This window comes from Candidatus Kuenenia sp. (genome assembly GCF_027493735.1).
Classification (GTDB): Bacteria; Planctomycetota; Brocadiia; order Brocadiales; family Brocadiaceae; genus Kuenenia; species Kuenenia stuttgartiensis_A.
The window spans coordinates 142,460-155,267 of the sequence record NZ_JAOSKF010000006.1 but is presented as its reverse complement, the minus strand read 5'-3'; the positions used below and the strand labels follow the sequence as shown (position 1 = coordinate 155,267).

13 protein-coding genes are annotated in these 12,808 nt (G+C 39.2%); 10 read left to right on the top strand and 3 right to left on the bottom strand.

Annotated elements, in window-relative coordinates; translation table 11 throughout:
- Positions 1-35: 35 nt before the first annotated feature.
- From yajC to ahbC, 5 genes are all read left to right on the top strand, one after another.
- Positions 36-437: a preprotein translocase subunit YajC gene (gene yajC / locus M5U24_RS05030; protein WP_099324939.1), complete on the top strand. Its 402-nt coding sequence runs from the start codon at positions 36-38 to the stop codon at positions 435-437.
- 80 nt (positions 438-517) lie between these two features.
- A complete protein-coding gene (gene secD, locus M5U24_RS05025) occupies positions 518-3,994 on the top strand; it encodes a protein translocase subunit SecD (RefSeq protein WP_099324938.1) in 3,477 nt (1,158 codons plus the stop codon).
- A 486-nt stretch (positions 3,995-4,480) separates the two neighbouring features.
- Positions 4,481-5,320: a LysM peptidoglycan-binding domain-containing protein gene (locus M5U24_RS05020; RefSeq protein WP_099324937.1), complete on the top strand. Its 840-nt coding sequence runs from the start codon at positions 4,481-4,483 to the stop codon at positions 5,318-5,320.
- Between the two features lie 218 nt (positions 5,321-5,538).
- A complete protein-coding gene (locus M5U24_RS05015) occupies positions 5,539-6,684 on the top strand; it encodes a PQQ-binding-like beta-propeller repeat protein (protein WP_099324936.1) in 1,146 nt (381 codons plus the stop codon).
- Positions 6,685-6,848: 164 nt separating this feature from the next.
- Positions 6,849-8,075, top strand: coding sequence for a 12,18-didecarboxysiroheme deacetylase (gene ahbC, locus M5U24_RS05010; protein WP_099324935.1), 1,227 nt, complete (start codon positions 6,849-6,851; stop codon positions 8,073-8,075).
- A 117-nt stretch (positions 8,076-8,192) separates the two neighbouring features.
- Here the strand turns inward: ahbC and M5U24_RS05005 are convergent, their stop codons facing one another.
- The 3 genes from M5U24_RS05005 to M5U24_RS04995 form a co-directional block, all read right to left on the bottom strand.
- On the bottom strand, positions 8,193-8,612 hold the full coding sequence (locus tag M5U24_RS05005) for a globin family protein (RefSeq protein WP_099324934.1): 420 nt from the start codon (positions 8,610-8,612) through the stop codon (positions 8,193-8,195).
- Between the two features lie 62 nt (positions 8,613-8,674).
- Entirely contained in the window at positions 8,675-9,235 is a 561-nt protein-coding gene (locus M5U24_RS05000) for a cytochrome c (protein WP_099324933.1), read from the bottom strand.
- Positions 9,236-9,399: 164 nt separating this feature from the next.
- Positions 9,400-9,933, bottom strand: coding sequence for a cytochrome c (locus M5U24_RS04995; RefSeq protein WP_099324932.1), 534 nt, complete (start codon positions 9,931-9,933; stop codon positions 9,400-9,402).
- A 517-nt stretch (positions 9,934-10,450) separates the two neighbouring features.
- Here M5U24_RS04995 and M5U24_RS04990 point away from each other — a divergent pair.
- From M5U24_RS04990 to M5U24_RS04970, 5 genes are all read left to right on the top strand, one after another.
- Positions 10,451-10,681 (top strand): methyltransferase domain-containing protein, encoded by a 231-nt coding sequence (locus M5U24_RS04990; RefSeq protein ID WP_261341089.1) that lies wholly within the window; start codon positions 10,451-10,453, stop codon positions 10,679-10,681.
- 526 nt (positions 10,682-11,207) lie between these two features.
- Complete coding sequence (locus M5U24_RS04985; protein ID WP_157820486.1) at positions 11,208-11,747, top strand: DUF2971 domain-containing protein; 540 nt, start codon at positions 11,208-11,210, stop codon at positions 11,745-11,747.
- Positions 11,748-11,932: 185 nt separating this feature from the next.
- A complete protein-coding gene (locus M5U24_RS04980; RefSeq protein ID WP_157820485.1) occupies positions 11,933-12,100 on the top strand; it encodes a hypothetical protein in 168 nt (55 codons plus the stop codon).
- Positions 12,101-12,419: 319 nt separating this feature from the next.
- Positions 12,420-12,548 carry a type II toxin-antitoxin system HicA family toxin gene (locus M5U24_RS04975; protein WP_099324929.1) on the top strand — a complete coding sequence of 43 codons (129 nt, stop codon included), beginning with the start codon at positions 12,420-12,422 and terminating at the stop codon, positions 12,546-12,548.
- Complete coding sequence (locus M5U24_RS04970) at positions 12,532-12,804, top strand: hypothetical protein (RefSeq protein ID WP_099324928.1); 273 nt, start codon at positions 12,532-12,534, stop codon at positions 12,802-12,804. Before M5U24_RS04975 ends, M5U24_RS04970 begins: the two co-directional genes overlap by 17 nt.
- Positions 12,805-12,808: the final 4 nt, after the last annotated feature.

The following is a 12,808-nucleotide window of genomic DNA, read 5'->3' as shown; positions in this document are numbered from 1 at the left end:
TTCGTTTAATTTTTTTAGTAGTAAGGAGGAATATTATGCTTGTTCTATTACAAGCGGCTGGAAAAGGGCCCGGCGGGATGATGTCTTTATTGCTTCCATTTATACTTATGTTTGTGGTAATGTATTTTTTAATACTCCGGCCTCAAAAGAGAAAAGAAAAGGAGCGTAAAGCATTATTGTCCCGGATAAGAAAGAGTGACAGGGTCATTACCGCGGGAGGTATTCACGGGGTTGTTACCTCTGTGCGGGAAACTGAGGTGGTTATTCGCATAGATGAGTCAAAAGACGTTAAAGTTAAGGTGGACAGGAGTTCAATTGCCACGGTATTGGAAACCTCGCATGATAGTGATGTTGAAGAAGAAACAGAAGCGGAGGCGATGACGTCAGAAAGTAAGGAAAAAGAGAGCAAAGGAAAAGAGGGCAAGGAAAAGAAGTAGATACTTTGCTCTTTTGTGTTGATTTGACAAATTTTTCATGAATAACGGAAAGGGAGCCGTTTGAGGAGACGGAAACGGAAATGGGAAAAAACTTAAGGTGGAAGATACCTCTCATTGTGATAGTGATTGCTATTGGATTTATGATCTTGTACCCACCAGCGGAAAAGGTCTTAAAGAGAGAGATGGTAAAAGAAGCAGATGGCAAAGTCATTGAAAGCAAAATAGTTGAGAAAGCATGGACACATTTTTTGGTAACGAATCCTATTATCCGTGAAACGATCATCGGCGAGGAAATTGGTACAGATGGCAAAAAGATAACCACCAAAACCGTTGAATATTTTACAAAGGGAAAGATTAAACTTGGATTGGACCTTAAAGGCGGTTCGGAGTTGCTTTATACGGTCCGGGTAGATGAAAGAGAAGACCGCCCTGGCATTACAAAAGAAATTATTGAGGTATTAAAAAAGAGGATAGATCCGCAGGGTGTGATGGAATACAGGATACAGGAGCAGGGTCATAGGAGAATCCTTATTCAGGTACCGGGGGCAACAAGGAGTGAAACGGAAAGCCTGAAAAACCGCATAACCAAGCTGGGGAAACTGGAGTTCCGCCTGGCCGCAAGCACTGATAGCGTTGAATATAAAGACGCAATGGAAGGGAAAAGCGTTCCCGGATATTACAAACACTGGCTGCGGAAACGAAAAGGTGAAGAGGGAGAGGAAGGAAAGTGGTTCCTCGTGAGAAATACAACAGAAATCACCGGAGAACATTTATCCAGAATTTATGCGGATACAAAGGGGATAGAGCCTGTAGTCGGTTTTGAATTTGACGCTGCAGGAAAATCGAAATTCGGGCAAATTACGGAGAGAAACATCGGCAAGCCGCTGGCGATTATTTTGGATGGAATTTTATATTCCGCCCCAACAATACGTGACCGCATACCGGGAAAGGGCATTATTGAGGGGAGTTTTACACAGAACGAAGTCAATGAACTTATTGCGACAATGAGGGCGGGAAGTCTTCCGGCAGACCTGGAGCTGGAAATGGAGACCATGGTTGGCCCAAGTCTGGGAAGGGATTCTATCAATAAAGGCCTGACGGCTGGTATTATCGGGGGAATCTTTGTTGTCCTCTTTATAGGTATTTACTATCTGGGCATAGGTTGGGTTGCAAATTTTGCGAACGCATTGAATGTGTTTTTGATCATTGGGATAATGGCATTGCTGAACGCAACATTAACGCTTCCCGGAATAGCAGGGTTAGTGCTCATGATAGGTATGGGCGTAGATGCGAATGTGCTTATTTACGAAAGAATCCGAGAAGAAAGGGCAAAGGGAAAACCTATTCGCGCTGCGGTGAAAGCAGGATACCAAAAGGCGTTTTCCGCAATTTTCGATTCTAATATTACGACGTTAATTACCGGCGTAATACTTGCCTCAGTCGGCACAGGCCCGGTAAAAGGCTTTGCATGGATATTGATCATTGGTTTGATTATAAACTTGTTTACCGCAATATTTGTTACGAGAACAATATATGAATTGTTAATGGATTTAAAATGGGTAAAGAGTTTTTCGATGTTGAGGCTAATTGGTGTTCCAGACATCAGGTTCCTTAGCATACGGCATATTTTATTTATCGTTTCCGGGGTCTGTGTTCTTGGCGGCATGACCTTTTTTGTCATTCGCGGAGACAAAAAGTATGATATAGATTTTACCGGCGGAACGCTCGTGCATTTACACCTGAAAAACGAAACAACACCTGGTTTTATCAGAACATCATTAAAAGATGCAGGTTATGGGGAAGCAGAGGTGCAGAGCATATGGTCAGGCGAAAACCTGACTCAGTTTGTTTCAAAAGCAGATGAGTTTGGCATAAGAATTAAAGAGATAAACGAAGAAAAGGAAAAGCAAAAAATTGCTACGGATATAAGCAATGTATTTGGCCAGACGGAATTATTACAGGGTATCGATTTTATAAAGCCGACAATATTTAATTTAAAATTGCAAAGGCCAATAGATGAATTAGCAGTGCAAAAAAATCTGAAACAGGCTGGATATAGCGAGGAAGATGTGGCGTCCATAATGCCTGTTAACCTCCTTGCCAATAAATATTTATTAAATATTGCCGGAATTGATGAGGAGCCAGAGAGGTCACGCTTGATAGGTGCAATGGTAAATGGACTTAAAGACCATCTTGTATTCCAGGAGGCGAAGATAACTCTGGGTGAGGTGGTTGAAACATTGCAGGCACAAATGTCAGTACCTTTTATAGAGGTTGATTTAAACAGACGAATAGCCCCTGTATTGTTAGAAATTGAATTAAACAGGCAGGGTTTTAATAATGTCAAAGTGACCGAACAGCCCGGGAGTGAAAAAAAAGGTACTGTTAACAAGCTAAGAATTGAAGGATCAAGAACGGCTTTGCAAAATATAAAGCAATCCTTTAACGATAAAATTTCTTTGCCTGGGATTTATTTTGATGGGGATACATCTGCTGTAAAGGTGGAATTGAAAGACAAAATAAGCAAATCAGATTTTGTCAGCATGATAAGCAAAATCAGGGCGGTGAAAAACATGATTAAAAGTGTTTATACCCTGGACGCGCCAGCGCAAACATTTGCAATTCACCTGAATCCATTGAGCGCGGAAAAGATACAGGAAAAAATCAAAGAGGATATTATAAACAAATTCAAAGACAACCTGTACGAAGAAAAGATCGATGTGGCTTTTCAGGAAATTGGCGATTACCTCTTCAACATGACATTGTCGAAACCCCTTCGCAAGGAAACGATAGAAAAGACATTGGATTCTGCGGGTTATACAGGCTTATTGACTGAAAATCTGGCAATGGACAAGGAATATCAAACGGTTGCGTTATCCTTTAACGAACAACAAAATGTTGGAGCAGCAAAGGAAGCGATTCAAAAGGCGTTTATTGTTCCCAATCCACTAAAGAGAGTTGTAAGCATTGGCTCAACGGTGGCAGATGAGATGAAAAGCCGCGCTATATTAGGGGTCTTCTTTGCGTGCGCAGCGACTATATTTTACGTATGGTTTCGTTTTGGGGATTTCAGATTTGGTTCTGCAGCAATTATTGCGGTTATTCATGATATTCTTATAACGTTGGGAGTTGTGGCTGTAGCGGACTATTTATTCGGCAATATGAAATTCGACAGTTCAATGGTTGCGGCGTTTCTTGCTGTAGTGGGATATTCGCTGAATGATACGATAATTGTTTTTGACAGAATCAGAGAGAACATGGAGGGACGCGGCAAGATATTAAACGCACAACTCATCAATGAAAGTATTAGCCAGACGTTAAGCCGTACGATATTGACAAGCGCTACTACTATTGGTGTATTGTTCTCCTTGTTCTTCCTTGGCGGAGCGGAAATTCATGGATTTGCCTTTGTTATGTTAACGGGTATTATAGTGGGCACGTATTCTTCTATTTTTATAGCTTCTCCGTTGTTGCTTAGAGGGCAATCTGCGCCAAAAGTAAGACATACCTCACAAAAGCAAAAGGGAAAGGCGGTTGTATCGGCGAATAAGGCATAAAACAGACGGTAGGCCTTTAAAGGCTTTGTGTATCGGTAAATTTGAATAGTGCTAATGATTTATCCGGCAGGAGTCTTTTGTCTGGGTAATAGTTTAGCCCATTCCTCTAAACTATCCCAAGTTGGGAAAATATAAAAAGTCCCTGCTGAGAGGGTAAATTAAGGGTGGGTTGGCGCACGGACAAACAAGGTTGCCCGTGCGCCAACCCACCCTATAGATATTAAGAGATTATATTAAATTTTTCGAAAAATTTACACACTCCCCGGCTCCTCTTCTTAGAGGAGATTAAGGGGTATGTTTGATAGTATGCTTAGTCAGATAAATCTGTTTTTTAGAAAGCCATTTTATCGCAAAATTTCTAAAATCATATTTGTTTGGCTATAGTATTGGATGGACGAAATAACATTTTAACAAAAAGCAAGACATGGTTCTGCGTTGATTTTTAAGTATTCATTCCTATTGCGGCAAAAGAAAGGGACAAAAATTATGAAAAGAGATGTGCAGGTCGGCGTTATCTTGGGAGTGATTATTCTTGCAATTATCGGAGTTTTTCTTAGCACAAGAACCAATGTAAAAGAGCCTATTATCCCCATTCCGGAAATAGATGGTGATGTATCACGGGATTTATTAAGTCTGAATGAACTTCCTAAGCATCCGGAAGGCTTATCTCCACAAGGCGAAGACCTGGCAAAGAAGGAGGACGAAATCCGTGGAGGGGTAGAGCCAAAAAGAGAAAACATTGGACAGGAACCGGCAGTTGAAGAGCAAGACTATGTAATTGAGGGTGAATTGAGGAATGCAGGCAATGCCGAAAACAAAGTTGCGGCAGGCAGTCAAAAACAGGCTATCAAAAGCCGGGAACACGAGTATCAGGGAAAAAGCATTCTACCCGCAGAATCAGAATCGTCGCAAAACCCAAACGTCGTGATATATAAGGTGCAAGAGAGGGACACCCTGCATAAAATTGCCAGGAAATATTATGGCGATGATAATAAATGGCTGCTGATTTTTAATGCAAACCAGGATCGGATTTATGACCGCAACAATCTTCGCGTGGGTACGGAACTCATTATACCAAATAAAAATGAAATCCCTGCGCAGGTATCAGATGAAAGAAGTACGCGTTTGGTGGCGCATGAAGTAACTGAACAAACAACAGCCGCAAAGAAACACGTCGTGCAGGCGGGAGATTCATTGTATAAAATTGCTTTAAAGCATTATAAAGACGGATCAAAATGGAAAAAAATATTAGAGGCAAATAAACACAATATAAAAAATGCAAATGTATTAAAGGCCGGCCAGGAATTGATTATCCCTGACATTTAATAGCAGTGGATTTCCCCTTTTATTTATATCGGTATCCAGCATATTTTGCATATCTTATCCCTGCAGGTTCTACCTGCGTTCTCGGTAGGACAAAACAAGGTGTATAGCCAAGGTTTTCCTCCTGTCTGCAGCACTAAAAGCCGCTATTTTAGCCTCATTTGTTGTAAGGTTTTTAGTTTTTTAAAACCCAACCTAATTTAAATAAGGAAAAAAAATAAATGAAATTAGAAAATAATCCGGCAAAGGACTTGATACGCATATTTTGTTTTATTCTGTGCACTATTGTGATATGCGATTATGTCGATAGCGGGAATGTTTACGCAACAGATGCCAACAGTGCATTTCCCATGTTCAAATACAACAGAGAAAGGACTGGCAAAACGCCTTTCGATGGGCCTTTTAAAAACGAGATAAAGTGGTATGTTTCCAGCGCCGGTGAGATATGGTCTTCTCCGGTAATTTCTAAAGAAGGAAATATTTATATAACAAGCACGGATGGTAATTTGTTAGCAATAGCCCCTGAAGGGAATGTTTTGTGGGCATTTAAGTCGGAAGATGAGATTTTTGCAACGCCCGCGGTGGGGGAAAACGGAGACATCTATTTTGGAGCGGTTGATGGAAATCTTTATACAGTTGATGCTTACGGAAAAATGAAATGGAAATTCAACACAAATACGTCCATCCATTCCTCGCCGGTTATTGATGCAGAGGGCAATATTTATTTTGGCGCCTATGATGGCAATCTTTATGCGGTCGATGCTCAGGGAAAGCTTTTATGGAAATTTAAGACAGGATCTGCAATTATTGCATCTTCTCCTGCTATCGGGCAAAATAATACAATTTATGTCGGCTCGTGGGATAAACACCTGTATGCCATTAAAAGGGATGGTGGTTTGATGTGGAAATTCCGGACAGAAGGCAAAATAGACGCTTCTCCCGCAATTGGCAACAGTGTAATATATATTGCCGATGTAACTGGAAAATTATATGCAGTTAATCTGGACGGTACCCTGAAATGGGGATTTGATCTTGACTCCCGCACGCACTCTTCGCCGGTACTCTGCTCTGATGGAACAATTTGCATTGGCACACACGATGGCGGTGTATGTGCAGTGAAGAATGATGGAAGTTTAAAATGGAAGTTTAAAACAAATAAACCTGTCACCGCAACTCCAACGGTTGATGCAAAGGACATTATTTATGTCGGGTCATGGGATGGTAATTTATACGCTATAAATAAAGACGGCTCTCTTAAGTGGAAACTTGATTTTAAAAACTCATTGCTTTCTTCGCCGGCAATAGATTCCCGAAACAATATTTACATTGGCTGCGCCGACTGGCGCCTTTATGCAGTTGGGCAGTAGATTTTAGAATATATTTATGGACGTTATTTTGTTAGAATAAAAATTATTACATAAATGATAATTTATTCATCGTAGAGAGAAATATATACTGCGAAAATAATGCTATTTTAAAGTAGGTGTTGTTAGTCGTTGTTGTGTATGTTTCGTATTAACAGGAGAAAGATATGATTGGTATATCAAAATTATATTGTGGAACGGTTGAACCTTCTGATGCTTTAAGATATGGAAGAGAATCCAAAAAACTTCCGTCACATTTATTGCAATTTTCAAAAGATAAAAAACCCGTTGTTGTTTGGAATGTAGGCCAAAGATGTAATTTAAAATGCGTACATTGTTATTCTCAATCGAAAGATATCGAATATCCAAATGAATTATCAACAAAAGAGGCAAAGGCAATGTTGGATGACATAGCTGAGTACGGCGCCCCGGTGATTCTTTTTTCCGGTGGAGAGCCACTCATGCGCCCAGACCTTCTGGAATTGATAGAATATGCCAAAGCGCAAGGATTACGGGCGGTAATAAGTACTAACGGCACATTGATTACGAAAGAAAAGGCGGATGAACTGAAAAAATTCGGCCTTTCTTATGTTGGGATCAGTCTGGACGGACTTAGGGAAACAAATGATCGTTTTCGGGGCATTCCGGGAGCATTTGACCTGGCAATAGAAGGCATAAGAAATTGTATGGCAGCCGGCATAAAAGTTGGACTTCGTTTTACAATCAATAAGCGCAATGCGCATGATATCCCTGGGATATTCCACCTTATTGAAAAGGAAAATATACCACGGGTATGTTTTTATCATTTGGTATACTCGGGAAGAGGTTCCAATTTGATCGAAGAGGATCTTTCTCACGAAGAAACGCGGAAAGTCGTAGATTTAATAATAAATAAAACAAAAGAATCCCACGACAAAGGTAAGAAGATAGAAGTGCTTACGGTAGATAATCATGCGGATGGCCCGTATATTTACTTACGTCTGTTGAAAGAAGATGCGAAGAGGGCAAAGGATGTATTGGAACTTCTTCAGTGGAACGAGGGAAACAGCTCCGGCAAAGGGTTGGCCTGTATTAGTTGGGATGGCGAGGTTTACGCAGATCAATTCTGGAGGCAATATTCCTTTGGAAACGTGAGAAAGAGAAAGTTCAGCGAAATATGGGAAGATACATCAAATGAACTAATGGCAAAACTTAAAAATAAAAACCCCTATATAAAAGGGCGTTGCGCCTTGTGTAAATGGCTGAATATATGCGGAGGAAACTTTAGAGCAAGGGCAGAGGCATTCTACGGCGATATATGGGAGCATGACCCCGCATGCTACTTAACAGATGAAGAAATCGGCTGCGGGACGGTAATTGCAGTCGAAGAAAGTAAACAAAAAATTATGGTGTAAGGAAACCTTATTAATGAATTTTTAATATAGGGGCGAAGCATTTGCTATAAGATGTCATTAATACGCAAATACCCAAATTGGCAAATGCTTCGCCCCTGTTTTTTCAAAGAACGAAAGTTAGGTGCATTTGCTGCCACTTGCAGCTTCGATCATTACACCTGCCAGTAATTTATATGCCTCACTCCATGCTTCTTTTACCTCCAAGGTAAAAGCATCTCCCAAACCCTGCTCTAAAGTCCAAAGCAAAGCATTGCCGACAGTTTCATAATGCTCTTCTTTTACTCCATATCCAACATGACGTTTTCCCAGCGCCTGAATTGCAGGCAGGATTATTTCCGGGTCGTCTAAACCTTTGACTGCAAAGTCAATCATTTGCATGAGCATACGCCCTTGTTTCTTTATGTCTCTTTTAAAAAGTTGTCTTAATGAAGGGTCTGTCTCAAACAAATGCCTGTAAAACATTTCCGCTGCTTTGTAGGAAACAGGTTGAATTTTTGCAAATGTCTTCCGAACCAGCTCTATTTGTTCGGGTCTCATTGCTCCTCCCTTCTATGTTCCAGCAGAACATAAAAAAGGTTTTTACGATTTCTTAAATTTTTTTATCCCCCGCCTATCTGCATCCATTCAGGCCATTCAGGCCACTTGGAACGATAGGTCTCATGACATTTAAAGCAAGCATCCCTTAGCATCAAATCAAAGCTATTATACGTCTCTGCAATATTTTGTTTTGTAGAAATTTCTGCTATTTTTTTTGCCGAGCTGGTGATCTTGAGTATGTATTTTTCAACATCCTCTTTCACCGCCTGTACCATCTTTGGATTGTTTTGATCTAAACCTGAAATACCAGAGCCTTCCATCCATTTACCAACAGGTTCCCCTTCCGGGAAAAAACTTCTCAACAAGCTCTCGCTTTTCTCAACGACGATGTCTGCTTCCTTTTTCACCGAATCATAATCACCCATCATGATAGCATCCAGAATATTTGATGTATGAGAACTTATTATAAACATCAACGACCTTATTGGTGCATATTCTGCCTTATGTTTTTTTTCAATATCTTTTCCCGAAACAATACCACCCATGAATACACCTAAAACACTTATTAAAGCTATAAAAGATACAATAACCATAATTGCTCGTTTTTTACCCTTTTTTCTCATATGCATTTTCTCCTTATGAAAATTTTATGTATGAAAAGAAGCAAAAGTGTTTAATGCTCGTGTCATTATTCAATAATTATTAAACTCTTGTAAACCTGAAAACAGCGTTTTTCCTGCATTTAGACAAATTTAATCATGAAGATATTTATTCATAGTCTTTCGTTTTACCTGCCAGGGCCGTGACTTCCTGGTTGGTCAAGCAGCCAGTCCCTATTTTTTCTGTGACAAGCAAAACAGGTTGTTTCAATCATATCCGTAAATGCCCTTAAGGTTTCTTCCTGATTCCCGGACATGGCCATTTTTCGAACGTTCAAGGCCTTATACACTATTCCACTCTGATATAATGTAAATTCTTCTTCTCGTTTTGCAATCTCCCCGGTATCAGCCGGATCGATGCCTGCACGTTTAAACCAGTCATTTCCCTTCCTGTTAAAATCAAAGAAAATCTGGTTTATTTTGTAGCTTTTATCAACAATCGCACCAGCTTCATTCGCAACATATTTCAAATTATTCTCCAGAATTCCCGACAACATATTATTTAACCGATTTTCTATTTCTTTCATTAATTCCTTTGTTGGCGCTATAACTTCTTCGTGCTCCATTGCTTTCCCTTGTGCCATAATCACTTTAGAGTTTACAGGAACATTTACAACAACGCCCACGGTTAATAGGCAAAAAAACAGTGCATGATACTTCATGATGCAACGCCTCCTTTCGTTTAAAACAGTAATGATGTAAATTTATTTAACAAAACAACAGTGGTGACTTTATGATTACAAAAAGCATATATACCGTAAGGGTTCACCAACAGTGATTTTTAACATATATTTAACCTTTGTTAATATAAATAGTTATAGCATTTCGCAAATCACATTTTAGGAGATCCCTGAGTATAAATATACTTTTAATAAAAAAAGGTATTAATAGTATTTTTAAACTAATTTCTTTTTTTTTCAATACCCTAAAATGGGTAGACCCGAAAGGGTGTATGCAGGGAGGGGTATACAACAAGTGGCTTAAAACAATTTAAAAACCTATAAATGTATATGTATAAATTATCATTTCTATAATTCTAAGACATTCAAGAAGATTAAACTATTTTTACCTATGACGTCCTATATTTCCAATAAGTTACGAAGAAAATACGCTATAATGGATGGCTAGAACAATAAGTGGTGCAATGAGATAGATATTAATTGACGCGGATAAACGAGGTTGATACTATGCCGTTGTTATTATAAGCAAAGGGTTTACAGTATGAGCTATTACCACCAACTGGAACATTGGGCTTCAGGATTCAAATCTAAACCTGCACAGGACAGTCATGTTGCTGTTATTCAAGCATCTGCAACTGCCCTGCCTTATAAAGATAATTTCTTTGATGCCGTTTTTACTGACCCACCCTATTACGACAACGTGCCTTATTCTTATCTTTCAGACTTCTGAGAGTAAGGAGAAGAAACTGTTGGATGGACTTCTTGCTGGTAAGGAAAGATTGAGGGATGAAATAACGAAATAATCGTCAACGCCAAAACAAAAGAAGTTGCTTTAATGAAAAAAAACACAACTCCCTATATCCCCCTTTGTTAAGGGGGATTTCAATTAAGTCCCTCTCAACAAAGGGGAAAATTTTAAGGTCCCCCTTAATAAAGGGGGAATCAGGGGATTGTTATCTCTCAGATGAAAAATCTTTCGGTTTTCAGCATAATCCTGCTGATTGTGATTGATATTTGCTATATCACAAAATAACATGTGGGGCAATTGTGGGATAAAGATAAATATTATGCAGCAATACTTGTACGAAGAGAGACCTTGAAATCAAATGCCGGAACCTACGATTAAGTGTTTAAACTGCCAAACTGAGTTTCAAAAGCGTCGTTTGCGTTGCACAAATTGCAATGAGATCGGCATCTATAAACTATACAAGTATGTAAGGTTCTACGATCGTTCACTCGACATATTGAAAAACAAAATGATTTGGTTTTCAACTGCAGAAAAATTAAACGATCCATTTGAGTTTAGTTTTCACCTTTCTGAAATGCATATAAATGGATTTCCGATAGATGAAGTATCGCTCGAAACAGCGATAAGAGCTATGAAACAAATGGGGGTGCTTCCGTTTAGCGAGATTAACGATAATATCTTGATGTGGTCGCACTATTCAGAGTCTCATACTGGTTTTTGTATCGAATTTGAGCGAACCGATTCTAACGAATTGGGGAATTGGGATTATTGTATGCCTGTCCTGTATGATGATAATCTTCCAACAATTAAACCCATCGAATTGGGAGATAAAAAGGTTGTCTCAAAGATATTGACTACAAAATCAAAGCTTTGGTCATATGAGAGAGAGTGGCGCATCCTAGTCAACAAAGGAAATCAAATACATGATTTACCAGGCAACATCACGGGAATAGTGTTCGGTTGCAGGATGCTCTTTGCTAAACGTCGAGAAATCGCAAGAATTCTCGGCGGCGCTGTCACGTACATGCACGCCGTTAAGGCGCTGTAAATAAATTAACGTCTCACTTTGAAGCCTTGATTGCATGTTTCCAGAGCATGAAATTGATCTACTTGATACCTTTATTTATTTACAGTGCCTAAGAGTGCAACCAAGTTTGCTTTTGATATAAAGCCAGTTTCGTTATCTGATCTAACAAGTTGATGTAAGGTGGGTAATAAAAAGATGGTAACGGCATGAAAAACAAGGAAGAATTTAAAGAGTTATACGGATGGGATGATGGGAATATATATTTCATGAATGAAGAGCGCAAAAAGGAATGGTGTGTAAGTGACAATGAAGAATTGTATAATCAATTAATAGAAATTTGTAGAAAATATTTTAAAGTGAATGATGTCGTATAGCAGGATAAACTACAGAGGACACGAAGAACACGAAGGTATTAATTCATGGCAATAATTTGGGTTTTTGAAAAATTCCGGTAATGTAGGGGGTCGAACATATGGTCACATATAAATTTTCAGTAATAATCGAAAAAGACAGTGACGGTTATTTTGCCTTTTGTCCTGAATCCTAGGGTTGCTATGCACAGGGAAATACTTATAATGAGGCATTGGAAAATATCAAAGACGCTATAAGGCTTCATATAGAAGATAGAATCGCAAGCGGTGAAGATATTCAACAATCTGACTCTGTGAGTTTGACCCTCATGGAAGTATCAGTATGACAGAGAAGTTGCCAAAAGTCACCGCAGGAGACACAATCAAGGCATTAGAAAGAGCCGGATTTTACTTTTCCCGACAGAGCGGAAGTCATAAGATATACGAGGATAAAGATGGACAACGAATATAAAGAAACATACGCAAAGCTATACAAAATTTACAAAAAATATCAGAAGAAGTATAAGCATAACCCGGACTCACACCAAATGTGTTGTATGTGGTCAACGGTTAATCCCCCAGATACAATCGAAGATACTAAGCCAATGTATGAAATAGAGAAAACTTTTGAGATAAATTTTGACGAAGACGAGGCGCTTGTGCTTTATGATATGGATTTAGATGAAGCAGCTCAAAGGATTATTGAGATAAAGAGGGGAAAATGCTAACAAG

What these genes read in the sequence shown, in the direction of transcription:
- M5U24_RS04980 (WP_157820485.1), top strand. Translation starts at nt 11,933, where the DNA reads ATGAAAAACAAGGAAGAATTTAAAGAGTTATACGGATGGGATGATGGG.
- M5U24_RS05015 (WP_099324936.1), top strand. Translation starts at nt 5,539, where the DNA reads ATGAAATTAGAAAATAATCCGGCAAAGGACTTGATACGCATATTTTGT.
- M5U24_RS05020 (WP_099324937.1), top strand. Translation starts at nt 4,481, where the DNA reads ATGAAAAGAGATGTGCAGGTCGGCGTTATCTTGGGAGTGATTATTCTT.
- ahbC (WP_099324935.1), top strand. Translation starts at nt 6,849, where the DNA reads ATGATTGGTATATCAAAATTATATTGTGGAACGGTTGAACCTTCTGAT.
- M5U24_RS05005 (WP_099324934.1), bottom strand. Translation starts at nt 8,612, where the DNA reads ATGAGACCCGAACAAATAGAGCTGGTTCGGAAGACATTTGCAAAAATT.
- M5U24_RS04995 (WP_099324932.1), bottom strand. Translation starts at nt 9,933, where the DNA reads ATGAAGTATCATGCACTGTTTTTTTGCCTATTAACCGTGGGCGTTGTT.
- M5U24_RS04985 (WP_157820486.1), top strand. Translation starts at nt 11,208, where the DNA reads ATGATTTGGTTTTCAACTGCAGAAAAATTAAACGATCCATTTGAGTTT.
- secD (WP_099324938.1), top strand. Translation starts at nt 518, where the DNA reads ATGGGAAAAAACTTAAGGTGGAAGATACCTCTCATTGTGATAGTGATT.
- M5U24_RS04970 (WP_099324928.1), top strand. Translation starts at nt 12,532, where the DNA reads ATGGACAACGAATATAAAGAAACATACGCAAAGCTATACAAAATTTAC.
- yajC (WP_099324939.1), top strand. Translation starts at nt 36, where the DNA reads ATGCTTGTTCTATTACAAGCGGCTGGAAAAGGGCCCGGCGGGATGATG.
- M5U24_RS05000 (WP_099324933.1), bottom strand. Translation starts at nt 9,235, where the DNA reads ATGAGAAAAAAGGGTAAAAAACGAGCAATTATGGTTATTGTATCTTTT.
- M5U24_RS04975 (WP_099324929.1), top strand. Translation starts at nt 12,420, where the DNA reads ATGACAGAGAAGTTGCCAAAAGTCACCGCAGGAGACACAATCAAGGCA.